General features: G+C 64.2%; 25 protein-coding genes and 1 pseudogene. 17 read left to right on the top strand and 9 right to left on the bottom strand.

From position 1 onward, the window contains the following. Nucleotides 1-60 precede the first annotated feature (60 nt). The 4 genes and pseudogenes from BRA1417_RS0104875 to BRA1417_RS39500 form a co-directional block, all read right to left on the bottom strand. Nucleotides 61-858, bottom strand: a complete 798-nt coding sequence (locus BRA1417_RS0104875) for an SDR family oxidoreductase (RefSeq protein WP_027514855.1) — start codon at nucleotides 856-858, stop codon at nucleotides 61-63. 3 nt (nucleotides 859-861) lie between these two features. Beyond that, the gene (locus BRA1417_RS0104870) at nucleotides 862-1,308 is read right to left on the bottom strand and encodes a PaaI family thioesterase (protein WP_027514854.1); all 447 of its coding nucleotides are present in this window, start codon (nucleotides 1,306-1,308) and stop codon (nucleotides 862-864) included. Then, nucleotides 1,305-2,108 carry a crotonase/enoyl-CoA hydratase family protein gene (locus BRA1417_RS0104865; protein ID WP_027514853.1) on the bottom strand — a complete coding sequence of 268 codons (804 nt, stop codon included), beginning with the start codon at nucleotides 2,106-2,108 and terminating at the stop codon, nucleotides 1,305-1,307. Before BRA1417_RS0104865 ends, BRA1417_RS0104870 begins: the two co-directional genes overlap by 4 nt. Nucleotides 2,109-2,149: 41 nt before the next feature. Next, nucleotides 2,150-2,498: pseudogene (locus BRA1417_RS39500) on the bottom strand (hypothetical protein). 108 nt (nucleotides 2,499-2,606) lie between these two features. Here BRA1417_RS39500 and BRA1417_RS0104855 point away from each other — a divergent pair. Both BRA1417_RS0104855 and BRA1417_RS0104850 read left to right on the top strand, forming a co-directional pair. Further along, nucleotides 2,607-3,137: a TetR/AcrR family transcriptional regulator gene (locus tag BRA1417_RS0104855; protein WP_027514852.1), complete on the top strand. Its 531-nt coding sequence runs from the start codon at nucleotides 2,607-2,609 to the stop codon at nucleotides 3,135-3,137. A 61-nt stretch (nucleotides 3,138-3,198) separates the two neighbouring features. Further along, a complete protein-coding gene (locus BRA1417_RS0104850) occupies nucleotides 3,199-3,396 on the top strand; it encodes a Trm112 family protein (protein ID WP_027514851.1) in 198 nt (65 codons plus the stop codon). 200 nt (nucleotides 3,397-3,596) lie between these two features. On the opposite strand, the gene BRA1417_RS0104845 is transcribed toward BRA1417_RS0104850, so the two are convergent. Then, entirely contained in the window at nucleotides 3,597-4,817 is a 1,221-nt protein-coding gene (locus BRA1417_RS0104845) for a ubiquinone biosynthesis hydroxylase (protein WP_027514850.1), read from the bottom strand. A gap of 149 nt (nucleotides 4,818-4,966) precedes the next feature. Here BRA1417_RS0104845 and tesB point away from each other — a divergent pair, with 149 nt between their 5' ends. Further along, nucleotides 4,967-5,830 (top strand): acyl-CoA thioesterase II, encoded by an 864-nt coding sequence (gene tesB / locus BRA1417_RS0104840; protein ID WP_027514849.1) that lies wholly within the window; start codon nucleotides 4,967-4,969, stop codon nucleotides 5,828-5,830. A 39-nt stretch (nucleotides 5,831-5,869) separates the two neighbouring features. Here the strand turns inward: tesB and BRA1417_RS0104835 are convergent, their stop codons facing one another. Beyond that, nucleotides 5,870-6,760: a DUF4339 domain-containing protein gene (locus BRA1417_RS0104835; protein ID WP_027514848.1), complete on the bottom strand. Its 891-nt coding sequence runs from the start codon at nucleotides 6,758-6,760 to the stop codon at nucleotides 5,870-5,872. A gap of 238 nt (nucleotides 6,761-6,998) precedes the next feature. Here BRA1417_RS0104835 and BRA1417_RS0104830 point away from each other — a divergent pair, with 238 nt between their 5' ends. The 12 genes from BRA1417_RS0104830 to xth all read left to right on the top strand — a co-directional run bounded on the left by BRA1417_RS0104830 (nucleotide 6,999) and on the right by xth (nucleotide 18,902). After that, on the top strand, nucleotides 6,999-7,337 hold the full coding sequence (locus BRA1417_RS0104830; protein WP_007598647.1) for a P-II family nitrogen regulator: 339 nt from the start codon (nucleotides 6,999-7,001) through the stop codon (nucleotides 7,335-7,337). 125 nt (nucleotides 7,338-7,462) lie between these two features. Beyond that, nucleotides 7,463-8,764, top strand: a complete 1,302-nt coding sequence (locus BRA1417_RS0104825) for an ammonium transporter (RefSeq protein ID WP_027514847.1) — start codon at nucleotides 7,463-7,465, stop codon at nucleotides 8,762-8,764. Between the two features lie 41 nt (nucleotides 8,765-8,805). Further along, on the top strand, nucleotides 8,806-9,120 hold the full coding sequence (locus BRA1417_RS0104820; RefSeq protein ID WP_027514846.1) for a helix-turn-helix transcriptional regulator: 315 nt from the start codon (nucleotides 8,806-8,808) through the stop codon (nucleotides 9,118-9,120). Then, nucleotides 9,117-9,473, top strand: coding sequence for an SRPBCC domain-containing protein (locus BRA1417_RS0104815; RefSeq protein ID WP_027514845.1), 357 nt, complete (start codon nucleotides 9,117-9,119; stop codon nucleotides 9,471-9,473). Before BRA1417_RS0104820 ends, BRA1417_RS0104815 begins: the two co-directional genes overlap by 4 nt. A gap of 41 nt (nucleotides 9,474-9,514) precedes the next feature. Continuing rightward, nucleotides 9,515-10,117: an ATP-dependent Clp protease proteolytic subunit gene (locus tag BRA1417_RS0104810; protein WP_027514844.1), complete on the top strand. Its 603-nt coding sequence runs from the start codon at nucleotides 9,515-9,517 to the stop codon at nucleotides 10,115-10,117. A 435-nt stretch (nucleotides 10,118-10,552) separates the two neighbouring features. Continuing rightward, complete coding sequence (locus BRA1417_RS0104805; protein WP_007598642.1) at nucleotides 10,553-10,891, top strand: P-II family nitrogen regulator; 339 nt, start codon at nucleotides 10,553-10,555, stop codon at nucleotides 10,889-10,891. Between the two features lie 38 nt (nucleotides 10,892-10,929). Continuing rightward, nucleotides 10,930-12,378: an ammonium transporter gene (locus tag BRA1417_RS0104800; protein ID WP_027514843.1), complete on the top strand. Its 1,449-nt coding sequence runs from the start codon at nucleotides 10,930-10,932 to the stop codon at nucleotides 12,376-12,378. A 215-nt stretch (nucleotides 12,379-12,593) separates the two neighbouring features. After that, entirely contained in the window at nucleotides 12,594-12,998 is a 405-nt protein-coding gene (locus BRA1417_RS0104795; RefSeq protein ID WP_027514842.1) for a GFA family protein, read from the top strand. Nucleotides 12,999-13,325: 327 nt separating this feature from the next. Continuing rightward, complete coding sequence (locus tag BRA1417_RS0104790) at nucleotides 13,326-14,540, top strand: aminotransferase class I/II-fold pyridoxal phosphate-dependent enzyme (RefSeq protein WP_027514841.1); 1,215 nt, start codon at nucleotides 13,326-13,328, stop codon at nucleotides 14,538-14,540. Nucleotides 14,541-14,549: 9 nt separating this feature from the next. Continuing rightward, entirely contained in the window at nucleotides 14,550-17,027 is a 2,478-nt protein-coding gene (locus BRA1417_RS0104785; RefSeq protein WP_027514840.1) for a DNA translocase FtsK, read from the top strand. A 151-nt stretch (nucleotides 17,028-17,178) separates the two neighbouring features. Then, nucleotides 17,179-17,934 carry an outer membrane lipoprotein carrier protein LolA gene (locus BRA1417_RS0104780; RefSeq protein ID WP_027514839.1) on the top strand — a complete coding sequence of 252 codons (756 nt, stop codon included), beginning with the start codon at nucleotides 17,179-17,181 and terminating at the stop codon, nucleotides 17,932-17,934. Nucleotides 17,935-18,086: 152 nt separating this feature from the next. Continuing rightward, nucleotides 18,087-18,902 carry an exodeoxyribonuclease III gene (gene xth / locus BRA1417_RS0104775; protein WP_027514838.1) on the top strand — a complete coding sequence of 272 codons (816 nt, stop codon included), beginning with the start codon at nucleotides 18,087-18,089 and terminating at the stop codon, nucleotides 18,900-18,902. Between the two features lie 122 nt (nucleotides 18,903-19,024). Here the strand turns inward: xth and BRA1417_RS0104770 are convergent, their stop codons facing one another. Further along, nucleotides 19,025-19,468, bottom strand: a complete 444-nt coding sequence (locus tag BRA1417_RS0104770; protein WP_007598631.1) for a cyclic nucleotide-binding domain-containing protein — start codon at nucleotides 19,466-19,468, stop codon at nucleotides 19,025-19,027. A 58-nt stretch (nucleotides 19,469-19,526) separates the two neighbouring features. Continuing rightward, the gene (locus tag BRA1417_RS0104765; protein WP_007598630.1) at nucleotides 19,527-20,213 is read right to left on the bottom strand and encodes a response regulator transcription factor; all 687 of its coding nucleotides are present in this window, start codon (nucleotides 20,211-20,213) and stop codon (nucleotides 19,527-19,529) included. A 202-nt stretch (nucleotides 20,214-20,415) separates the two neighbouring features. Between BRA1417_RS0104765 and BRA1417_RS0104760 the strand changes: the two genes are divergently transcribed. Next, the gene (locus tag BRA1417_RS0104760) at nucleotides 20,416-20,985 is read left to right on the top strand and encodes a L,D-transpeptidase family protein (protein WP_027514837.1); all 570 of its coding nucleotides are present in this window, start codon (nucleotides 20,416-20,418) and stop codon (nucleotides 20,983-20,985) included. A gap of 6 nt (nucleotides 20,986-20,991) precedes the next feature. After that, nucleotides 20,992-21,765, top strand: coding sequence for a 2-keto-4-pentenoate hydratase (locus BRA1417_RS0104755; RefSeq protein ID WP_027514836.1), 774 nt, complete (start codon nucleotides 20,992-20,994; stop codon nucleotides 21,763-21,765). A 138-nt stretch (nucleotides 21,766-21,903) separates the two neighbouring features. Here the strand turns inward: BRA1417_RS0104755 and BRA1417_RS0104750 are convergent, their stop codons facing one another. Further along, a complete protein-coding gene (locus tag BRA1417_RS0104750; RefSeq protein WP_027514835.1) occupies nucleotides 21,904-22,593 on the bottom strand; it encodes a YggS family pyridoxal phosphate-dependent enzyme in 690 nt (229 codons plus the stop codon). Between the last annotated feature and the right edge of the window lie 16 nt (nucleotides 22,594-22,609).

Genomic DNA, 22,609 nt, shown 5'->3' with positions numbered 1-22,609 from the left:
CGATCCGAAAAAGATCAGCGCTCTCCGTATGCAGCGCGCATTTGAGACGACACTGCGGCCTTACGTCTCACGGTTTGCGCGCAGCCAATCCGACCAAGGGAGACGTCCTCGCACGCCGCGGCTGACGACAAAACCCATGCCCCGCGCCTTCGCATCCGAAAGGCCTATCGGCAGGATCCTTCGATGCAGTTTCCTCGCATCCTGATATTGGCGGGCGAAGGTAACGAGATCGAGCGCTTCGGGGCCGCCAATCTCCGTGCGCTCGCCGCGCAGCCCGTCGAACGCGCAAGTCACGACATGAGCGGCCACATCGGACGTGTCGACGGGATCGAACGTCGTGGTCGGCACCGGCCAGAGCGGAAGCCAGGCGAGGCCCGAGAGGAACTTGTCGAGCAAATAGTAGAACGGCATTGCGCGAACCACGGACCATGACAGGGCCGACGCACGCACCAGCCGCTCGCCGGCCAGCTTGACCCGGGCGTAAGGCAACGTCGCCTCATCGAGGCCGACGATCGAGACGTGAAGGAAATGCTGCACCCCGGCCCGCCCGCAGAGCTGCAACAGCCGCTCCGTGCCCTCGACGTCCACGGCAGAGGGCGACCTGAAGAAGTCTATCGGGCGAACGCCGCCACGCCGGGCGATCGGCGAATAGGTCGCCGCATTGATGACCGTGTCGACCTCCCTCAACGCCTCTCGCAGTCCCGCGCCTGTCGCGAGGTCCCCGCTCGCCCATTCCACATCCGGCCGCGCGCCCGGCGTTCGCGCAAACACCCGGACGCGTCGCCTGTCCTGAACGAGACGATCGACGATATCGCGACCGAGATGACCCGTGCCTCCGGTGACCAGCGTGACCGCCATATGTCAGCCCCTGCCAATCTTGCGCGGCGGCTCGCCGGTCGGAATGAGGACGGTCTCGCCCGTTGCCACGAGCGACAGTTCGCCATGCTCATCTGCTGCGAACAGCTCGGCACGGGCGAACGCCTGCCTGCGCCCGGCACGAAGGCTCATTCCCTTGGCGATGAAAAGGCGACCGATGGCCGGCTTGAGGCAGTTCATGGAAAAATGAGACGCGGTGACCGAGCCCGCCAAGGTCGCGGCAGCAAAGCCGCAGGCGGTGTCGAGCAGAGCTGCAATCAGGCCGGCGTGCAGATGCCCGGAATATTGGGTGAAGTCGTCACGCCATGTCATGCGGATGGTCGCTTCGCCGTTGCCGGCCGCAATCACTTCGAAGCCGGCGAGGCGGTTGAACGCCGCGGATGCGTTCACAGCGCCGAGCGTTGGCAGATCAAATCCGAAGCTTTCGCTCATGTCACGCTCCATCGTGGAGTCCGGTTGTCGAGATTGCTCGCCACGGCCTCTAAATGGTTGGCAGATCCGAGCAGGGCGGCCTGCTCGGCGGTCTCCGCAGCAAGCCCCGTCGCCACGTCGGAGGCCGCAGAAAGATTGAGCAGCCGCTTGGCCGCGCGGATCGCATCGGGGCTGCGCCGGGCAATTTCACGCGCCGTTGCCAGCGCGGCCCCGACAGGATCTTCAGCGAGCTGCGTCGCAAAGCCATACGCAAGCGCCTGTTCGGCCGAGAAGACGCGGCCTGTATAGGTCAGCTCGCGAACAACGTCGTCGCGCACGAGGTGACGCATCAATTGCGTGCCGCACATGTCGGGCACGAGGCCCCATTTCGTCTCGATGATTGCGAGTTTCGTTGCCGGTGCGAGATAGCGGAGGTCTGCACCGAGCGCGAGCTGGAAGCCGCCGCCGAAGGCGACGCCATGCACCGCTGCGATCACAGGCACCGGCAACTCACGCCAGAGCCAGACCAGATGCTGGGCATAATTGGCAATGCCATGCGTTCGCCGCGTCAGGTCGATCGACGGAATCAGCGCTTCGCCGTTCGCGGTGGCGACGAGCCGATCGAGGTCGAGGCCCGCGCAGAATGCACGCCCTTCGCCGGACAGGACGACGGCGCGGACGTCGTTGCGCGCACCAAGCTGCGTACCGGTCTCGATGATCGCCGCGAACATCGCCGGGTCTAGCGCATTCATCTTGTCGGGGCGATTGAGCCGGACATGGGCGACGCCGTTATCGATGGTCAGCCGGACACGATTTTCCATGACGCTGCTCCGGTGGGCTCCCTGGCTTGTCGGCGCGTCGCTCAGTAGCCGGCAACCGCCATCGCGACGACGGCACCGAGCGCCATCCAACCAAAATGCCGGCCGCGCGTGGCCCATGCGTTGGCGAAAGCAGAGAAGCCGAACACGCCCGCCATGGTGACGACGATCCAGTGACGCGCCGGCTCTGATTGCATCCAGGGCGCCGCAATCAGAAGCACACCGCCGCCGATCCAGGCGACGGTCGAGGCCTGCCAGACCAGGCGGATCAGGATGCGGAGCCGTTCCGGCTCGATGCGCGCGGGCAAAGACCTTGGTCTCGCCGAGAATGCCATGAATGAGAGCCACGGCAATGGTCACGACCCCGGCGCACTGGAGCAAGAGATCACGCATCGTCAAAAGCTCCCTGCAAATTTCGTCCATACAGTTATGTATGGTGAGATAGGCGCTAGCCTGCCGGCTGTCAATACACTAGTGTATGGCTTGCATCCGGAACCCGACATGGCCGAACAGCTGACCGCCGACGATTGGATCAAGCAGGGCCTGAAGGCGCTCGCGATAGACGGCTTTACCGCGCTGAAGGCCGATCCGCTGGCGAAAGCCATGGGGGTCTCGCGCGGCAGCTTCTATTGGCATTTCGCCGATCTCGGCGCGTTCCATGCTGTTCTCTTGAAGCGCTGGCGCGAGATCGCGGCCGAGCAGATCATCGCCGATGTCGAGACGGACAGCGACGAGCCGCTGAAAGCGCTGCTGCGCAGGACCTTTGGCGCGCGGCTCGAGCTCGAGCGCGCGGTGCGGAACTGGGCGGCCTTCGATGCAGCGGCACAATCGGCGGTGCGTGCCATCGACCGGCGCAGGCTCGACTATATCGAGGAGCTGCTCAGGAAGCGCGGGTTCGAGGCGGCGACGGCGCGAGCCCGCGCGCAAATCCTGTACTGGACATTTCTCGGCTTCGCCCTGTCGGGCCCGCTATCGCCGGCCGCGCGGCTCGAGGGCCTGCTCGACGAGATTCTGCGGATGGTTTCCGCTTGAGGCGACGTGATGGGCTGCCACGATTTTTTATGCTAGAGGCAACCGACCGCCGGAGACTCCCATGAACGCGCCCACCGAACGCCCCGAAGCCAGTGTCGATCCCAAATTGCTGGAGATTCTGGTCTGCCCGCTGACCAAGGGTCCGCTGGAGTTCGATTCTGCAAAGCAGGAGCTGATCTCGCGCAGCGCCAGGCTCGCCTATCCGATCCGCGACGGCATCCCGATCATGCTGCCGGAAGAGGCCCGCAAGATCGATTGAGGTTTGGCGCGATGGCCGCGCCACACCCCAGGTGTCGTCCTGGCCTTGTGCGCAATTGCGCACGGGGGCCAGGACCCATAACCACAGGACGTGGTTGTGGCGCGAGCTGGTCACTCCGAATCTTCGCAAAACTATTGCTGCGGCGTATGGGTCCTGGATCTGCGCGACGACAGCGCTTGTCCAGGACGACAGGAAAAAAACTACAACGCTTCGCCTTTCAACAACCGCGGTATCTCACCGGTCAAACCGGCGGCCTGGCGGATGAACAGGTTCTTCAGCGGCGGGGCGCGGTCGACCAGACCGAGGCCGATGTCGCGCACCGTGCGCAGCAAGGTCGATTGATTGGAGAACAGGAAGTTCAGCGAGTTGGTGGCAACGCCCATCGCCATGGTGTCGAAGCGGCGCCAGCGCTGGTAACGTTCCAGCACGTCGGCGGCGCCGAGATCCATGCCGAGCCGCGCGGCATCGACCACGACCTCGGCCAGCGCGGCGACGTCCTTCAGCCCCATGTTGAGACCCTGGCCCGCGATGGGATGGATGACGTGGGCGGAATCTCCGACCAGCGCGAGGCGCTGGGCGATGAAGGAGCGCGCGACGAAATAGGACAGCGGAAACGCGCGCGGCTTGTCGAGCGCCTTCACCTCGCCGAGATGCAGGCCGAAGCGCTGCTCGAGCTCGCCGTGAAATTCCTCATCGCTCAACGCAACGATACGCGCGGCTTCACTGCGGCGCTCGGTCCATACCAGCGAGGAGCGCTTGCCCGAAAGCGGCAGGATCGCGAACGGACCCGCCGGCAGAAAATGCTCTTCGGCGCGTCCCTCATGATCGCGCTCATGGCCGACGGTGACGACGATGCCGGATTGATCATATTCCCAGCCATGGGTGGCGATGCCGGCGCGCTCGCGCAGTTTCGACTTCGCACCGTCAGCCGCAACCAGGAGGCTCGCGGCAATCACGCTGCCATCACCGAGCGTCACGTCGATACCTTCGGCCCGCGCGTCGTAAGACGACACTGTGGTCGCGCGGAGATCAATGCCCTCGGCCTCAGCGCGCACCACCAGCGCATCGATCAGGCGGCGGTTCTCGACCATATGCGCGAAGGGCTCGCCCGGCGCGACGTCGCCGGCAAAGTTGAGGAACGCCGGGCGGGTGGCGTCTTCCAGCTTGGAATCGGTGACGATCATGTCGAGGATGGGCTGCGCCTCGCCCCTGACCTCATCCCAGGCGCCGATCGCCTCGAACAGGCGGCGGCAGGCCGCCACGATCGCGGTCGCGCGCGGGTCCCGGCTCGGACGTGTGGAGAGCGCGGGGTCGGCGACGATGACGGGGATCTCGGGGCCGAGCCCCTGGCGCAGCGCCAGGGCCAGCGCCAGGCCCGCAAACGCGCCGCCACCGATGACAATGCTACCCTGTACCGACATACCCAATTCCCGGCTAAGTCTTCGCGTTTTCTTGGTCTTGCTACCAGACTTGAGGTGGGCGAAACAGTGCGGTGAAACAAGGGCGGAGAGCCCCCATTGTGTCATTCCGGAGCAGCGAAGCCGGGGCGGCAAGGCGAAAGCTGAATTCCATGTCCAAGAGCCTGATCGACCTGATCTCGATCCTCGACCTCGAACAGCTCGAGGTGAACCTGTTCCGCGGCAACAGTCCGAAGACCAGCTGGCAACGGGTGTTCGGCGGCCAGGTGATCGGGCAGGCGATGGTTGCAGCGTGCCGCACCGTCGAGGCCCGGCTGCCGCATTCGCTGCATTGCTATTTCATCCTGCCGGGCGATCCGCAGATCCCGATCATCTACCAGGTCGAGCGCCTGCGCGACGGCAAGAGCTACTCGACGCGCCGCGTCACCGCGATCCAGCACGGCAACGCGATCTTCTCGATCATGGTGTCGTTCCACGCGGAGGAAGAGAGCGCGTTCGATCATCAGGACAAGATGCCCGACGTGCCGCCGCCGGAAAAGCTCACGGCGGAGGAGGTCGCGAAGCAACCGATGTTCAAGGAGATGCCGGAGTTCATCCGCCGCTACTATGAATCCGACCGTCCGATCGAGCTGCGCCCGGTCGAGCTCGGCCGTTATTTCGGTGAGAGGATCGAGGACGGCCGCATCCATGTCTGGATCAAGACCGCGGCGACGCTGCCGGACGATCCGGCGCTGCACATGTGCGCGCTGGCCTACGCGTCCGACTTCTCGCTGCTCGACGCGATCATGGCGCGCTACGGCCGCACGCTGTTCGACAAGCGCATGATGCCCGCGAGCCTTGACCACGCGATGTGGTTTCACCGCCCGTTCCGCGCCGACGAATGGCTGCTCTACGCACAGGATTCGCCGAGCGCCCGAAGCGGCCGTGGCTTAACCCGCGGCTCGATCTTCAAGCCTGACGGCACGCTGGTGGCGTCCGTTGCGCAGGAAGGCTCCGTGCGCGAACGGAAAGCCTAGGAGGCATAAGCACGATCGATCGCGCTATGCCTCTCGAGGTCATGCCCGGAGCGATCCTCGCGGAGCCAGGACCGTCTCCGACGCGAACCAGTTCATGATCCAGCGATACACCCACGGGATCGGGATGATGAAGCCGCACAGGAATGCGGCCACGATGCCCCGCCAGAGAATTCCGAGACCGCTGCCGTTGAAGACGATCTCGCGCCGCGTGCCTTCGATGCTGCGGCAGAACCAGCGCATTTGAGCCGCGGCGACCCAGGCCCAGCCGATGATGGTGATGATGGAGATCGCGAACAGCAGGCTCCAGCCGACATAGGCCCAGACCGTGCCGGTGAAGCTCAGGCCGAGCGGCTGCCCGTTGGAGGCGAGGTTCGCGACCATCCATTTGATCAGGAGCCAGTAGAGAACGATCTGGGCGATGAACAGCAAATTGCTCAGCAATGGGGCGCCGATCAACCCGATCACGATCGCCAGAACGATGAACCCGAAATACCAGGGCACCAGCGCCATCGCATTGCCGGTGAAGCTGAGATTGGGCCGCCCGGGGACCTTCACGCAGGACACGATCCATTTCGTGTACCAGACGAACACCCACGGCACCGGGATGATGAAGCACATGCCGATCAGCATCACGATGCTGCGCCAGGTGAACTCGAGAATGCCGAAATCGACCGCCAGCGATCCTCCGCCGCCTCCGCCGCCGTAACCTCCGGAGCCCATCATCGGCGGGCCGCCAGCGGGCATCATCGGGGGCGCACCGCCGCCGCCGATCAGGCCGGGGATTTCGGCGGCCTTCTGCCAGCCGGCCATGCCCTCTGACCACACCAGCGTATCCGGACGCACGACACCCTGGGCAACGAGATCGCGGAATTGCCCCTCCTGATAGGGTCCCTGCTGCTTACCCTCGGATGCGTAGAACCAACTCGCCATGAGACGTCCCCCTCGAACATAGTTTTGTACCGGCCGCGACGCTTGGGTTCATCGCATCCATTCCAAAAACGCATTGTGGAGGATGAACGGCTGCCCTGTACAGAGGCGGTCGTTCACATCGCCCAACGATTTTCCGCTTCAATCTGCAAGTTTTTTATGCCATTTGCCCGGAAAGATGCCAGATTGACGCTGCGCCGAGGACATACGGCGCAGCGCATCCCGGGGAATAGGCCTGACCATGAAACTCGTCGTCGCGATCATCAAACCCTTCAAGCTCGATGAAGTCCGCCAGGCGCTGACGGCGATCGGCGTCCACGGCATGACCGTGACCGAAGTGAAGGGCTATGGCCGCCAGAAGGGCCACACCGAGATTTATCGCGGCGCCGAATATGTCGTGAATTTCCTGCCGAAGCTGCGGATCGAGATCGCGGTTGCCTCCGATATCGCCGAGAAGGCCGTCGCCGTGATCACCGCGACGGCGCGCACCGGCCAGATCGGCGACGGCAAGATCTTCGTCACGCCGATCGATCACGCGACCCGCATTCGCACCGGCGAGACCGACAGCGACGCGCTCTAGATTTTTGCTTTGACGCGTTTTCTTTTCGCGAACCGGTATCCGCTTCGCTCGAAAACGCTCTTCTTCGATCGCACCGGGCAACGGCGCCACAGCGTGCGACGCAATCAATAGCTGGGGGAAACGACATGGCGGGATTGTTGCGCCGCGCGGCTGCTATCGCCGCGCCGATCGGACTTGTGTCGATCATGGCTTCGCCGGCGCGTGCCGCGGGCTCCGAGATCAACACTGCCGACACCGCCTGGATGATCGTCGCCACCGCGCTGGTGCTGATGATGACGATCCCGGGGCTCGCGCTGTTCTATTCCGGCATGGTGCGCAAGAAGAACGTGCTCGCCACCATGGCGCAAAGCCTCGCCGCGGTGACGATCATCTCCATTCTCTGGGTCGCGTTCGGCTATTCGCTGTGCTTCGTCGGCGACGGCCCGTGGATCGGCACGCTCGACCGCTGGTTTCTCGCCGGCATGACCATGGACAGCGTCAACCCGGCCGCGAAGACGATCCCGGAAGCGCTGTTCATGCTGTACCAGATGACGTTTGCGATCATCACGGTGGCGCTGGTCGCGGGCGCGGTCGCCGACCGGATGCGGTTCTCCGCCTATCTGCTCTTCTCCGTCGCGTGGTTCATCTTCGTCTACATTCCACTGGCGCATTGGGTGTGGGGCGGCGGCTTCCTCGCCGGCATGGGCGTGCTGGATTTCGCCGGCGGCCTCGTGGTGCATCTGTCGGCCGGCACCGCCGGCCTCGTCGCAGCGAAGGTGATGGGACGCCGTCATGGCTACGGCACCGAAAATCTCTCGCCGTTCGATCTGTCGCTTGCGGTGATGGGCACCGGCCTGTTGTGGGTCGGCTGGTTCGGCTTCAACGGCGGCTCGGCGGGCGCAGCCAATTCGCGCGCGGTGCTGGCGATCATCGCGACCCATCTCGCAGCCTGCTCCGGCGCGCTGACCTGGGGCGCGATCGAATGGTCGACGCGGCGCAAGCCGTCCGTGCTCGGCATGATCTCCGGCGCGGTCGCCGGCCTCGGCACCATCACGCCGGCCTCGGGATTCGTGGCGCCCTGGCACGGTATCGTCATCGGCGTGATCGCAGGCCTCGTCTGCTACTGGGCCTGCACCTGGCTGAAGCACCGCTTCGACTATGACGATTCGCTCGACGTGTTCGGCGTCCACGGCATCGGCGGGATGACCGGGACCCTGCTGGCCGGCGTGTTCGCAACCAGCGCGATCGGCGGCACCGCCGGCCTGCTCGAGGGCCATCCGCAGCAGCTTCTGATCCAGCTGTATGGGGTCGCCGTCACCTTCGCCTGGTCGGCCGGCGTGAGCTTCGTCCTGCTCAAGCTGGTCGGCCTGTTCGTGCCGTTGCGCGTCTCCCGCGAGCACGAGCTCGAAGGACTGGATATTTCGCAGCACGGCGAGGCGCTGCAGTAATCGGGCTTGCGCAACACATAAGCGTATGCTTATCTGTTGCCATGATCGAAGCCGACATCTTCAAGGCGCTGGCCGACCCGACCCGCCGCAAGGTCTTTGAAAAGCTTGCCGGCGGAAGCCTGAATGCCAGCGCCTTGCGCGACGGATTGGAGATCAGCCAACCGGCGATGTCGCAGCATCTTGCGGTGCTGCGCGGGGCGGGCCTGGTGCGCGAACAGCGGCAGGGCCGCTTTGTGAATTACGAGGTCGATCCCGAAGGAATCGCCGCAATCGGGACCTGGCTTGCGCGCTACCGCGCCTATTGGCCGAAACGCATGGATGTCCTCGCCGATCTCTTGAAGGAGATGGATCAATGAGTGACGCCGTGAAGCCTGATCCCTCCGACGCAGCGCTCGTGCTCGAATATCAATTCGATGCACCGCCGGCCAAGGTCTGGCGGGCGGTGACCATTCCGGCTTTGCGCGAACGCTGGCTGCCGGATTGCGATCTTGCGGGCGCCGAGCCGGAGACATCGATCCCAGGCCAAGAGGTGCGGTACCGGCTTCGCGATTCCGAACCGCCGTTTCGCGAAAGCCATGTCATCTTCCGGATCGAGCCGAACGAGGACGGTGGCACCCGCTTCCGCATCATCCAGCAAGCCTGCGAGAGCCGCATGAAGCTGCCGCAGCCGGCCAACAGCAATAGCTGCCTGATGCGCGCGGCCGCCTAACACCGACACTACTTCATCACCCGCAGATATGGAGGTCGCCGATGCGCGACATGCTTCAGCTCGTCCCTATGGTCGTCGAACAATCCGCCCGCGGCGAACGATCCTTCGACATCTATTCGCGCCTGCTGCGCGAGCGCATCATCTTCCTCAATGGCGAGGTCAATGATGCGATGTCCGGACTGGTCTGCGCGCAGCTCTTGTTCCTGGAGGCGGAGAATCCGAACAAGCCGATCAATCTCTACATCAATTCCTATGGCGGCGTGGTCACCGCTGGCCTTGCGATGTACGACACCATGCAGTTCATCAAGGCGCCGGTGCATACGCTGTGCATGGGCACCGCGCGCTCCATGGGCTCGTTCCTGCTGATGGCGGGCGAGCCCGGTCACCGCGCCGCCCTGCCCAATGCGAGCCTTCACGTGCATCAGCCGCTCGGCGGTTTTCAGGGCCAGGCGTCCGACATCCTGATCCATGCCACCGAGATGCAGGAAACCAAGCGGCGCATCATCCGGCTCTATGCCCGACATTGCGGGCGCCCCGAGCCGGACGTGGAACGGACCCTGGACCGCGACCACTTCATGACCGCGCAGCAGGCGGTCGACTGGGGGTTGATCGACCGGGTGTTCGCGGAACGCAGCGCCGCCTGACAGTCTCTGCCGGCGCCCGTCCGGCAAGCCTCGCCTCGCCCAAGTTGGTTGGCCGGTTGCGCGCATTTCGTGAGCACAAGTGCGAGGGGTCCGATATTTCGCAGCACGACAAGCCCTGCAACGGGCGCCCACCTTACGGAAATACCTTTCTTCTGCCCGACGCATGAGCATCAATGTGTCGGCAGCTTGACGTGCCTTTATTTTAATCAGCCATGGTCAGGTATTGAGCGCGGCGTAATAGCGCACTGCACCGCAATACGCGTCGAACGCGAAAACACCCGTTTTCATAGTCCGTTAGGCAACACGCCCGATCTGGCACGGCATTTGATTCTATGGGTCCTGGCTGTGCCCGCGTAGTGAACTTTCTCCCTCGTGGCGAACCAGTCGAGAAACGCCCGGCCACGTCCGGACCGGGCCCAAGCGGGGATAGGACCCATGAAAATTGTTATGGCGATTATTAAGCCATTCAAGCTGGAAGAAGTCCGTGACGCCCTGACCGCCATCGGCGTTCACGGTCTCACGGTGACGGAAGTCAAGGGATATGGCCGCCAGAAGGGCCATACGGAAATCTATCGCGGCGCCGAATATGCCGTGAGCTTCCTGCCCAAGATCAAGATCGAGGTCGCTGTCGCCTCCGACCAGGTCGACAAGACCATCGACGCCATCACGACCGCCGCGAAAACCGGACAGATCGGCGACGGCAAGATCTTCGTCATCAATCTCGACCATGCGGTTCGCATCCGCACCGGCGAGGCCGATGCTGCGGCCCTTTGATTTCGCGCTCAATCAAAATTCAATCAGGAGTAAATGAAATGACGTTTAAGCGTCCCTATGGCGCGGGATTGGCGGCTCTCGCAGTCGGCCTGTTCGCTGCGACCGCAGCCTACGCCGAGCCAACGGTCAACAAGGGAGACAACGCCTGGATGCTGACATCGACAGTCCTCGTGCTGTTGATGACGATCCCCGGCCTCGCGCTGTTCTACGGCGGCCTCGTCCGCTCCAAGAACATGCTCTCGGTCCTGATGCAGGTGTTCTACACCGTCTGCGTCGTCACCGTGATCTGGGCCGTATACGGCTACAGCCTCACCTTCACCGGCGGTTCCGACTTCATCGGCGGCTTCTCCAAGGCCTTCATGATGGGCGTCACCACCGACTCGAAGGCCGCGACCTTCTCGGTCGACGCCAACATCTCGGAGCTCATCTATATGTGCTTCCAGATGACCTTCGCGGCGATCACGCCCGCCCTCATCGTCGGCGCCTTCGCTGAGCGCATGAAGTTCGCGGCGCTCGCGCTGTTCGTTCCGCTCTGGGTCACGCTGATCTACTTCCCGATCGCGCACATGGTCTGGTACTGGCCCGGCCCGGACATGATCCAGGACGCTGCCAAGGCTCTGGCTGCTGCGGCTGACGGCGCGGCGAAGACCGCGGCGCAGGCCAAGCTCGACGAGATCAACGCCGACGCAGGCTGGATCTTCAAGAAGGGCGCGATCGACTTCGCGGGCGGCACCGTGGTGCACATCAACGCCGGCATCGCAGGCCTCGTCGGCGCCCTGCTCATCGGCAAGCGCGTCGGCTACGGCAAGGAGCTGATGGCTCCGCACTCGCTGACGATGTCGATGATCGGCGCCTCGCTGCTCTGGGTCGGCTGGTTCGGCTTCAACGCCGGCTCCAACCTCGAAGCCAACGGCGGCGCAGCCCTCGCCATGACCAACTCCTTCGTCGCCACCGCAGCCGCCGCGCTGTCGTGGATGTTCGCGGAGTGGATCATCAAGGGTCACCCGTCGGTGCTCGGCGTCATCTCCGGCGCTGTCGCGGGCCTCGTGGCCGTCACGCCTGCCGCCGGCTTCTCCGGCGTGATGGGTGCGATCGTCCTCGGCCTCGTGGTCGGCGTGGTCTGCCTGTTCTTCTGCACCGTCGTGAAGAACGCGCTCGGCTACGATGACAGCCTCGATGTGTTCGGCGTGCACTGCGTCGGCGGCATCGTCGGCGCCCTCGGCACCGGCATCCTCGTCAATCCGGCGCTGGGTGGTGCGGGCATCATCGACTACACCGCGATCCCGCCGAAGGTTGCCGATTACGACTTCGCGGCGCAGATGATCTCCCAGGTCTGGGGCGTCGGCACCACGCTGGTGTGGTCGGGTATCGGTTCGGCGATCCTCTACAAGGTCGTCGATGTGATCGTTGGCCTCCGCGCCAATGTCGAGAGCGAGCGTGAAGGCCTCGACATCACCGAGCACACCGAGCGCGCCTACAACATGTAAGTCTCCTCCCGGGCGCGGCCTCCTTGGGGGTCGCGCTCACAACTACGGTTTGGGGCACATACCCGGCAATGTCCCGACCGTTGAGGGGCTCCAGCGCAAGTTGGAGCCCCTTTCTTTGTCCGGCTGGGCGGGAAGAAACGCGAAGAAAAGGATTGCCATTCCGGACAACCGGCGCAGAAATATCGACCACAACAAACAACAAAAGGGAGGTCGTCATGCGTTTGGAAGGCGGATGCTATTGCGGCGAAGTGCGCTATGTCGCCGAGGGCGACCCGATGATGCAGGCGCAGTGTCATTGCCGCGAGTGCCAGTACATCTCGGGCGGCGCGCCCAACACTTTCATCGCGATGCCGGCGGCCGGCTTCAGCTACATCACCGGGCAGCCCAAGCAGTTCACGCGCAAGGACCTCGAACGCGCCGTCACGCGCGAATTCTGCGGCGAATGCGGCACCCATCTGGTGACCAAGGTTCCCGGATTGCCGGCCGCGATCCTGAAGGTCGGCACGCTGGACGACCCCAAGCAGTTCCATCCGCAGATGGCGATCTACACCTGCGACAAGCAGGACTTCCACGCGATCCCCACGGGCATGGCGACCTTCGAGAAGCTGCCGGCGCACTAGGTCTCGATGATGGCGCGCTCCCTCCCCCGCATGCGGGGGAGGGCTGGGGAGAGGGTGCCTCAATATCGGGACAGTCCCTGTTTGGAGAGAACCCTCACCCGGCGCTGCGCGCCGACCTCTCCCGCAAGCGGGAGAGATGCAAGAACCAGCTCCGCCCTGTGGCCATGCATCCCGTTGTTATCCGGCCTCATTATTCCTGCTCTGGACGGAGCCGGCGACCGATGGTTAATCGCGTCTTAACCTCGCCCTATCTATGGTGAACTGAACCGCTTCCCGCTGGCGCTTTTGGTAGAGCGACCGGCTGTTCCAAGAGTGCTGGCGTCCAGAATGGCTATGACCGCTTCATCCCGTGCGCCGCAGGACAGTGGAAGCTCCGATAGCGAACGCTCTCCCTTCGTCCGGCTCAACGAACTGCTGGCGCCGCATCAGCCGGGCAAGCCTTTGATTTCGCTTGCCGTCGGCGAGCCGCAGCATCCCGTGCCCGACTTCGTTGGCCCGGTGCTGGCCAAGCACATCGCCGATTTCGGTCGTTACCCCGCGAACAAGGGGACCGACCCGTTCCGCAAGGCTGCGGGCGCCTGGCTGCCGTCGCGCTTCAAGCTGCCGCGCATCCTCGATCCCGAGAGCGAGATTCTCGTCCTCAATGGCAGCCGCGAAGGCCTGTTCCTCGCCGCGATCGCGGCGGCGCGCTATGTCGGCCCGCGTCCCGGCAAGCCCGCCATCCTGATGCCGAACCCGTTCTATCCGGTCTATGGCGCCGGCGCCCGTGCCGCTGCTTGCGAGCCGGTCTACCTGCCGACCACCGCCGAGAACGGCTTCCTGCCCGATCTCGACGCCATCGACGAGGCGACGCTGGCACGCACGGTGGCGTTCTATCTGGCTTCGCCCGCCAACCCGCAGGGCTCGGTCGCCTCGCGCGATTATTTCACGCGCCTGAAGCAGCTCGCCGACCGCTACGGCTTCGTGATCCTCAGCGACGAGTGCTATTCGGAGATCTACACCCGCGAAGCGCCCGGCAGCGCGCTTGAATGCGCCGGCCCTGATTTCACCCGCGTGGTTGCGTTCCAGTCGCTGTCGAAGCGCTCCAACCTGCCGGGCCTGCGCGTCGGCTTCGCCGCCGGCGACAAAAAACTCATCGGCATGTTCCTCGAGCTGCGCAACATCGCGGCGCCGCAGGTGCCGGTGCCGCTCCAGCATGTCGCGACCGTCGCTTACGGCGACGAGGCGCATGTCGAGGAGAACCGCAGGCTCTACCGGATCAAGTTCGATCTCGCCGACCAGATCATCGGGGGTCGTTACGGCTATCGCCGGCCCGACGCCGGCTTCTGCGTCTGGCTCAACACGTCCGAAATCGGCGACGATGTGTCCGTGTGCCTGAAACTCTTCAAGGAAGCAGGCGTGCGCGTGGTGCCCGGCAGCTATCTGGCGCGGCTCCAGCCCGACGGCTTCAATCCCGGCGCAGGCTACATTCGCCTTGCGCTGGTGCAGGATGGCGAGACCACGGCGCAGGCGCTGCACCGCCTGGTCGAGACTCTGGGTTAGGCGGGGCCCGTGAGCATGTCGACAATCGAACGTGTCATTCCCTTGGTCGGCCATCTGCCGCCCTCGATCCGCGAGGGGCTGGCGCGGCGCGTGCGCGAGCTCAGCGGTCTCGGCCTGATCGCATTGTCGGGCGTCGCCTCGGCGGCGCTGATGACCTGGTCGGTGCAGGATCCCAGCCTCAGCCACGCAACGTCGCGGCCGATCCGCAACATTCTCGGCTATGCCGGCGCGATCGGCGCCGATCTTGCGATGCAGATCCTCGGGCTCGGCGCGATCATGCTGGTGCTGACGGTCGCGGTCTGGGGCTGGCGCATGCTGACCCATCGCCCGTTCGACCGCGAGGCGCTGCGGCTCGGCTCCTGGGTTCTCTGCACGGTGATCGCGGCGGGCTTCGTCAGCTGCTGGCCACATGGCGGCGCCTGGCCGCTGCCGACCGGCCTCGGCGGCGTTGTCGGCGATGCGCTGGTTCGCGCGCCTGCGGTGATCTTCGGACCGCCGGGCATGATCTATCGCATGGTGCTCGGCACGATCCTGTTCGCCGCGATGGCGGCGACCTTCCTGATCGCCTGCGGCCTTGGCGCACGCGAGCATGACGACGAACTCGCGGAGATCGAGGACGACGACAAGCCGCTCGACCAGGACGATGAGAGCGATCGCGGTTCGGTATCGCTGGGCTGGCTGTTCCACGCATTGATGAGCACGAAGGCGCGGCTGATGTGGTTGCTTGGCGCGGCCTACCGCTCGCTGGTCTCGAGCGGACCGAAGACCAAGGCCGTTGCATTCAGCCGCCAGGAGCCGAAGCTCGGTGGCGGCCGCGCCGCGCCGTCGATCTCGCCGCAGGCCCAGGACGAGGACTACGACGACGAGCACGAAGAGGTCGAGGACGACGAGGAAGAGGAGGAGGAGCCCGCCGCTCGCGCGCCGCGCAAGAAGGCTGCGCCCAAGGCCGCTTCCAAGAAATCCTCCGACAAGTTCGAGCTTCCGTCCGTGTCGGTGCTGGCCGCGCCGAAGGCCGGCGATCGCCAGCCGCTCAGCAAGGCCGAGCTGGAAACCAATTCGCGCGCGCTCGAAGGCGTGCTGCAGGATTTCGGCGTGCGCGGCGAGATCGTGAAGGCCCATCCGGGTCCCGTGGTCACGCTGTACGAGCTGGAGCCGGCGCCGGGTATCAAATCGTCGCGCGTGATCGGACTGTCCGACGACATCGCGCGTTCGATGAGCGCGCTGTCCGCGCGCGTCGCCGTCGTGCCCGGACGCAATGCGATCGGCATCGAGCTGCCGAACGCGTATCGCGAGAAGGTCTATCTGCGCGAGCTGCTGGTCGCCAAGGAGACCGTCGATTCGGTTGCGAAACTGCCGCTCTGCCTCGGCAAGACCATCGGCGGTGATCCCGTCATCATCGACCTCGCGCGCACGCCGCACATGCTGATCGCCGGTACCACCGGCTCCGGCAAATCGGTCGCCATCAACACCATGATCCTCAGCCTGGTCTACCGGCTGCGCCCGGACCAGTGCCGCCTGATCATGGTCGATCCGAAGATGCTCGAACTCTCCGTCTATGACGGCATTCCCCATCTGCTCACGCCCGTCGTGACCGACCCGAAGAAGGCGGTGGTCGCGCTGAAATGGGCCGTGCGCGAGATGGAAGAGCGCTACAAGAACATGGCCAAGCTCGGTGTGCGCAACATCGACGGTTACAACACGCGCTTGCTCGAATTGAAAGCCAAGGGCGAAGAGCCGACGCGCACGGTGCACACCGGCTTCGACAAGGAAACCGGCAAGGCGATCTACGAGGAAGAGAAGCTCTCGCTCGACCCGCTGCCCTACATCGTCATCATCGTCGACGAAATGGCCGACCTGATGATGGTCGCCGGCAAGGACATCGAAGGCGCGGTGCAGCGCCTCGCGCAGATGGCGCGCGCCGCCGGTTTGCACGTGATCCTCGCAACGCAGCGTCCGTCGGTCGACGTCATCACCGGCACAATCAAGGCGAACTTCCCGACCCGCATCGCCTTCCAGGTGACGTCCAAGATCGACAGCCGCACGATTTTGGGCGAGATGGGCGCCGAACAGCTGCTCGGCCAGGGCGACATGCTCTACATGGCCGGCGGCGGTCGCATCAGCCGCGTGCACGGACCTTTCGCGTCGGACGAGGAAGTCGAGAAGGTGGTGCGCCACCTCAAGACGCAGGGACAGCCGGAATATCTCGAAGCCGTCACAGCCGAAGAACCCAGCGAGGACGAGGACGGCGCGGTGTTCGACGCGTCCGCCATGGGCGCGGATGGCGGCGGCGATTTGTTCTCGCAGGCTGTTGCGATCGTCAAACGCGACCGCAAGGCCTCGACCAGCTACATTCAGCGTCGCCTGCAGATCGGCTATAACCGCGCCGCATCGCTGATGGAGCGTATGGAACTGGAGGGCATCGTCGGACCCGCCAACCACGCCGGCAAGCGCGAGATTCTGGTCGAGGAAGAAGACAGCCATATGTGAGGCGAGCCGCCTCAAACCATCATTCACGCAAAAACGTTATCTGCTTTTGGCCGAAATCACGCTAAAAGGGCGCCCAGCCACACAGGACGACGCGTTGATCAGACATAAGGACATTCGATTCGCTGCCATCGTCGCCGCGCGAAGCGCGCGCATGGCCGGCGTGATTCTCGTCACCGCCGCGCTGGTGAGTACGCCGTTGTTCGCGCAGACCGTTCCGGTGCCGAAGCCTGCACCGAAGGGCCGCGATGGCGGTCCGGCCGGTGGAGGGCCCGCGGTCACCGGCGCGACCCAGACGCCGCCCAATCCGGTGATCCCGGATCCGCGCCGCAACGTGCCGAGCAGCATCTTCCAGACCTTCGATGCCAACCAGAAGGCCCAGGCCGCCAAGGTCAGCGCCTATTTGTCGTCGTTGTCGACGCTGGTCGGGAATTTCGTCCAGGTCGGGCCTGACGGCAGCAAGACGCAAGGCGACTTCTACATCCAGAAGCCGGGCAAGGTGCGCTTCGAATATGACGCGCCGAGCCCGATCGACATCGTCGCCGACGGCTCTTCGTTGGTGGTGCGCGACCGCAAGCTCGCGACGCAGGACGTCTATCCGCTGTCGCAGACACCGCTGCGTTTCCTGCTGTCCGACCGCATCGACCTGATGAAGGACACCAACGTCGTCAACGTCTCGGCCGACGACGTCTTCGTCAGCGTCACCATCGAGGAGAAGCAGGCGCTGGTCGGCACCAGCCGCCTCCTGCTGATGTTCGGCGCCAAGGACGGCCAGTTGAAGCAGTGGACCGTCACAGATCCGCAGGGCTACGACACCACGATCGCGGTCTATAATCTGGACACGAGCAAGAAGCTCGATCCCGGCATGTTCAAGATCGACTTCACCAATTACGGCCCGTCGCCGGGCTGACGGTGCGTAGGGTGGGTTAGCGCAGCGTAACCCACCATCTCGGTCCGCAAGTGTGGAAGCATGGTGGGTTACGCTGCGCTAACCCACCCTACGAATCCACTCCTGTGGACAAGCATTTTCCTCGCGCCAATCCATGCTAAGACGCATCCCTCATGCGTTTTTCCCTGACAACCTGGAACATCAATTCGGTGCGGCTGCGCATCGATCTGGTCGCAAAATTTCTCAAGAGCGCGCGGCCGGACGTGCTGTGTCTCCAGGAGACCAAGTGCATCGACGACGCCTTTCCCCTGAAGCGCTTCAAGCGGCTCGGCTACGAGCATGTCGCGCTGAACGGGCAGAAGGGTTATCACGGCGTCGCCATCGTCTCGAAGATTCCGTTCGAATCGAAGGACATCCGCACCTTCTGCGACAAGGTGGATTCACGCCACATCTCAGTGTCGTTCGGTGAGAAGGCTGCGATCGCAAAGCCCCTGGTGGTGCATAATTTCTACGTGCCGGCCGGCGGCGACATTCCCGATCCCGCGCTGAACGAGAAATTCGATCACAAGCTCCGCTTCCTCGACGAGATGAAGGCGTGCGAGCCGTTGCATCCGCGCGGCGAGGATCGCCACATCCTGGTCGGCGATCTCAACGTCGCCCCGCATGAGAACGACGTCTGGTCACACAAGCAGCTTCTGAAAGTGGTGTCGCACACGCCCATCGAAACCGAGAAGCTGCAAGCCGCGCTCGCCGCCGGCGAGTGGGTCGACATCGCGCGTGAGCGCATTCCGATGTCGGAAAAGGTCTACACGTGGTGGAGCTACCGCTCCGCCGATTGGACCGTAGGCGACCGCGGCCGCAGGCTCGACCACATCTGGATCTCGCGCGCGCTGAAAGATGCGGTCAGCGATTTCAAGATTTTGCGCGATGCGCGGAGCTGGGAGCGTCCGTCGGACCATGTGCCGGTTACGGTGACGCTGGAGGTTTAATGTCGCCCTGGCGAAGGCCAGGGTCCATTACCACCAGTCTTCGTTGTTGCGCGAGAACGCCGGCCATCGCACCAGGCCAGAAACATTTGGGCTAATGGGGCCTGGCCTTCGCCAGGACGACGTCAACTCGTCAGCTTCGCACCCGCCATCAATATATCGCTGGCGATCTGGCTGGAGCGCACCGCGAATTCGTCACGCAGGCGGACGGCCGCGGCGGGGTCGCTTTCGAGCACGCGCTGAAACAGGCTGCGCGCGACGCGGATGACGGAGGCGTGCTCGATCGCAATCGCGCTCGACGGCCGCTTCATCGGCACGATCAGCGCGAGCTCGCCGATCAGCGCACCGGGACTTGCGATCATCTCTGCGCCGGCGCCGTCGTCGACCCGGAAGGCGCCGCGCTGAACCACGAAGCCGGCATCGGCATCGTCGCCAAGGTTGAACAAGACGTCGCCGCGGACGAAGTCACGCTGCTCGGAGCCGATCGCCAGCATGCGCAACGAAGCGTCTCCCAACAGGCGCAGTGTCGGGACACGCTCGAGAAGCGCTACATCGTCGTCGATTGACATTCAGGTCCGGGGCTCAAGGGCACGCAATCTAAAACGATTCGCACGCCCCTGAAGCGTATCACGGCACCAGCTTGTAGCCACCGGCTTCCGTGACCAGGATCTCCGGGTTGGCGGCGTCCTTCTCGATCTTCTGGCGAAGCCGGTAGATGTGGGTTTCCAGCGTGTGGGTGGTGACGCCGGAATTGTAGCCCCAGACCTCCTGGAGCAGGGTCTCGCGCGAGACCGGCATCTGGCCGGCCCGGTAGAGGAAGCGGAGGATCGCGGTTTCCTTCTCCGTCAGCCGGACCTTGCGCGCGTTGGCGGCGGTCAGCATCTTGGAGCCGGGGCGGAAAGAGTACGGGCCGACCGAGAACACCGCGTCCTCGCTGGCTTCGTGCTGCCGGAGCTGGGCGCGGATGCGCGCCAGCAGCACGGCGAAGCGGAAGGGTTTTGCCACATAGTCGTTGGCGCCGGATTCCAGCCCCAAAATCGTGTCGGAATCGGTGTCATGCCCGGTGAGCATGATGATCGGAGCCTTGAACCCGCCCTTGCGCAATGAACGGACCACTTCGCGGCCATCCGTGTCGGGCAGGCCAACATCCATCAGGACGAGATCGGGGGCATTGGCCTTCGCGGCGCTCGCGCCCTTGGCGCCGGTATCGACCGCGGAGGCTTCAAATTCTTCGTGCAGCGACAATTGCTCCACCAACGTATCGCGCAGATCGGTATCGTCATCCACGATCAGGATCTTGCGGGCATTGGCCATAGGGGGTCATCCTTTTGGGGTCCGGCGCGGCGCGCATCCATGCTGCACCCAGCCGAGAGGGAAGTTTAGGGGTCGCAATTATTATTGTTGTTCGTCTTGAAGTAGTGGGCTGTTACCGATTCACAAGCCAGAACCACTCTAACCCAGAATAGCAGGCCGTTTTGATGAATGTCCTGTAATGAATTCGACATCGCACGTTCATATGAAAAATAAAGCTGCTTCAGCTAGTTACACCATGAACCGAAGCGCCGGGCCGCTCTCGGCGATCCGCGTTAAGGCTGCCGCCGGGAATCCGCGTCGGGGCTGGCTGACCGCCGGAGCGCTGACGATTCCGGTGGCGCTCGGACGCGGCGGCATTCTGGCGAACAAGCGCGAGGGCGATGGCGGCACCCCGAGGGGCAGCTTCCGTCCCAGGCGGTTGTGGTGGCGGGGCGACCGGCACAGCCGCCCGCAGACCTTCCTGCCGGCCCGGATCATCACCGGCGAGGACGCCTGGTGCGAGGATCCCAAAGACCGCCATTACAATCAGGGGATCCGGCTCGGCGAGGGGCAGGGTGGTGACCGGCTCAAGCGGGCCGACCATCTCTATGACTTCATCATCGAAATCGACCACAACACGAGGCCGCGCATCGCCGGCCGGGGCAGCGCGGTGTTCTTGCATCTGGCCCGCGACAATTTCGGCCCGACCGCAGGCTGCGTCTCGATGACCAAAGCGGCGATGCGACAATTGCTGCGGCGGCTGGGACCAAAAACAAAAATCATCATCGGGTGAGGACACATGCTCGACAGGGATCAGATCGCCGCCGCTTCGCAGGTCCTGGCCAAACATTGGCGCGCCGGCACCAAGCTTGATGCGCTGGACGCGGGGTTGCGGCCTCAGAACCGCACCGAGGGTTACGCCGTGCAGGCCGCACTCAGCGGGACATTGTTCGGCTGGAAGATCGCGGCGACCAGCGAGTCCGGACAGAAGCACATCAATGTCGCGGGACCGCTGGCCGGTCGGATCATGAGCGACACCGTGATCGCCGACGGCGGCACCGCCTCGATGAAGGGCAACGCGATGCGCGTCGGCGAACCCGAATTCGCTTTCCGCATGGGACGCGATCTGCCGCCGCGCGCGGCGCCGTATACTGTCGACGAGGTGCTCGTCGCCGTGGACAGCTTGCATCCTGCGATCGAGATTCCCGATTCACGCTTTGCCGATTTTGCCAGCGCCGGCGAGGCGCAGCTGATCGCCGACAACGCCTGTGCGCATCTGTTCGTGCTGGGCGCAGCAACGAACGCGAACTGGCGCGCCATGGATCTCGTGGAGGAGCGGCCGCAGATTACGCTACGCGGCCAGCGCTATCTCGGCCACGGCAAGAACGTGCTCGGCGATCCCCGCATTGCCTTGGTCTGGCTGGCCAACGAGCTGCGTGGCCTCGGCATCACCTTGCAGGCAGGGGAGGTGGTGACCACAGGCACGTGCCATCCGCCGCTGCCGATCCAGGCGGGTGATCGGCTTGTCGCGGACTTTGGCGCGCTGGGGAAGGTGGCGGTGGGGTTTGAATAAACCCCGCATACACCACCGTCATTGCGAGCGCAGCGAAGCAATCCAGAATCTTTCCGCGGAGGGACTCTGGATTGCTTCGCTCCGCTCGCAATGACGAAATCGAGAGTTCGTATGGGGCCCTGCTGTCAATGACGGCTCTCACCGGTGTCCGAAGATCGCACTTCCCACGCGCACATGGGTGGCGCCGAGCATGATCGCGGTCGCATAATCCGCGCTCATGCCCATCGAGAGCTTCTTCAATCCATTGCGCGCGGCGATTTTGGCGGTCAGCGCGAAATGCGCCGCCGGCGGCTCGTCTACTGGCGGGATGCACATCAGCCCCGAGATCGTCAGACCGTAGGTGTCGCGGCAGCTCGCGATGAAAGCATCGGCCTCGCCGGGGGCGATGCCGGCCTTCTGCGGCTCCTCACCGATATTGATCTGGACGAACAATTCCGGGTGCTTGTTCTGGGATTCGATTTCCTTGGCTAACGCCTGGCAAATGCTCGGGCGGTCGACCGAATGGATGGCATCGAACAGCGCGACCGCCTCTTTCGCCTTGTTGGATTGCAGCGGACCGATCAGATGCAGCGCGATATCGGAGTAAACAGAAGTTAACGCGGGCCACTTGCCTTTGGCCTCCTGCACGCGATTCTCGCCGAATACGCGCTGTCCGGCGGCGATGACCGGGGTAATTGCATCCGCGGCGAAAGTTTTCGATACCGCGATCAGCGTCACGGAGGCACGTTCGCGCCGCGCATCCTTGCAGGCGCGCGCGATTTCGGCTTCGACCGCGGCGAGCGCGTTTGGTGAATGGCCGGTTAGCGGCTCGGCGTTGGCTTCGGTCATGATGTCGCATCGGAGC

The sequence above is a fragment of the Bradyrhizobium sp. WSM1417 genome, from assembly GCF_000515415.1.
GTDB lineage: Bacteria > Pseudomonadota > Alphaproteobacteria > Rhizobiales > Xanthobacteraceae > Bradyrhizobium.
Note: the sequence above shows the minus strand (reverse complement) of the source record. Positions and strands in the feature narration are given on the sequence as shown.

What these genes read in the sequence shown, in the direction of transcription:
- BRA1417_RS0104875 (WP_027514855.1), bottom strand. Translation starts at nt 858, where the DNA reads ATGGCGGTCACGCTGGTCACCGGAGGCACGGGTCATCTCGGTCGCGAT.
- BRA1417_RS0104870 (WP_027514854.1), bottom strand. Translation starts at nt 1,308, where the DNA reads ATGAGCGAAAGCTTCGGATTTGATCTGCCAACGCTCGGCGCTGTGAAC.
- BRA1417_RS0104865 (WP_027514853.1), bottom strand. Translation starts at nt 2,108, where the DNA reads ATGGAAAATCGTGTCCGGCTGACCATCGATAACGGCGTCGCCCATGTC.
- BRA1417_RS0104855 (WP_027514852.1), top strand. Translation starts at nt 2,607, where the DNA reads ATGGCCGAACAGCTGACCGCCGACGATTGGATCAAGCAGGGCCTGAAG.
- BRA1417_RS0104850 (WP_027514851.1), top strand. Translation starts at nt 3,199, where the DNA reads ATGAACGCGCCCACCGAACGCCCCGAAGCCAGTGTCGATCCCAAATTG.
- BRA1417_RS0104845 (WP_027514850.1), bottom strand. Translation starts at nt 4,817, where the DNA reads ATGTCGGTACAGGGTAGCATTGTCATCGGTGGCGGCGCGTTTGCGGGC.
- tesB (WP_027514849.1), top strand. Translation starts at nt 4,967, where the DNA reads ATGTCCAAGAGCCTGATCGACCTGATCTCGATCCTCGACCTCGAACAG.
- BRA1417_RS0104835 (WP_027514848.1), bottom strand. Translation starts at nt 6,760, where the DNA reads ATGGCGAGTTGGTTCTACGCATCCGAGGGTAAGCAGCAGGGACCCTAT.
- BRA1417_RS0104830 (WP_007598647.1), top strand. Translation starts at nt 6,999, where the DNA reads ATGAAACTCGTCGTCGCGATCATCAAACCCTTCAAGCTCGATGAAGTC.
- BRA1417_RS0104825 (WP_027514847.1), top strand. Translation starts at nt 7,463, where the DNA reads ATGGCGGGATTGTTGCGCCGCGCGGCTGCTATCGCCGCGCCGATCGGA.
- BRA1417_RS0104820 (WP_027514846.1), top strand. Translation starts at nt 8,806, where the DNA reads ATGATCGAAGCCGACATCTTCAAGGCGCTGGCCGACCCGACCCGCCGC.
- BRA1417_RS0104815 (WP_027514845.1), top strand. Translation starts at nt 9,117, where the DNA reads ATGAGTGACGCCGTGAAGCCTGATCCCTCCGACGCAGCGCTCGTGCTC.
- BRA1417_RS0104810 (WP_027514844.1), top strand. Translation starts at nt 9,515, where the DNA reads ATGCGCGACATGCTTCAGCTCGTCCCTATGGTCGTCGAACAATCCGCC.
- BRA1417_RS0104805 (WP_007598642.1), top strand. Translation starts at nt 10,553, where the DNA reads ATGAAAATTGTTATGGCGATTATTAAGCCATTCAAGCTGGAAGAAGTC.
- BRA1417_RS0104800 (WP_027514843.1), top strand. Translation starts at nt 10,930, where the DNA reads ATGACGTTTAAGCGTCCCTATGGCGCGGGATTGGCGGCTCTCGCAGTC.
- BRA1417_RS0104795 (WP_027514842.1), top strand. Translation starts at nt 12,594, where the DNA reads ATGCGTTTGGAAGGCGGATGCTATTGCGGCGAAGTGCGCTATGTCGCC.
- BRA1417_RS0104790 (WP_027514841.1), top strand. Translation starts at nt 13,326, where the DNA reads ATGGCTATGACCGCTTCATCCCGTGCGCCGCAGGACAGTGGAAGCTCC.
- BRA1417_RS0104780 (WP_027514839.1), top strand. Translation starts at nt 17,179, where the DNA reads ATGGCCGGCGTGATTCTCGTCACCGCCGCGCTGGTGAGTACGCCGTTG.
- xth (WP_027514838.1), top strand. Translation starts at nt 18,087, where the DNA reads ATGCGTTTTTCCCTGACAACCTGGAACATCAATTCGGTGCGGCTGCGC.
- BRA1417_RS0104770 (WP_007598631.1), bottom strand. Translation starts at nt 19,468, where the DNA reads ATGTCAATCGACGACGATGTAGCGCTTCTCGAGCGTGTCCCGACACTG.
- BRA1417_RS0104765 (WP_007598630.1), bottom strand. Translation starts at nt 20,213, where the DNA reads ATGGCCAATGCCCGCAAGATCCTGATCGTGGATGACGATACCGATCTG.
- BRA1417_RS0104760 (WP_027514837.1), top strand. Translation starts at nt 20,416, where the DNA reads ATGAAAAATAAAGCTGCTTCAGCTAGTTACACCATGAACCGAAGCGCC.
- BRA1417_RS0104755 (WP_027514836.1), top strand. Translation starts at nt 20,992, where the DNA reads ATGCTCGACAGGGATCAGATCGCCGCCGCTTCGCAGGTCCTGGCCAAA.
- BRA1417_RS0104750 (WP_027514835.1), bottom strand. Translation starts at nt 22,593, where the DNA reads ATGACCGAAGCCAACGCCGAGCCGCTAACCGGCCATTCACCAAACGCG.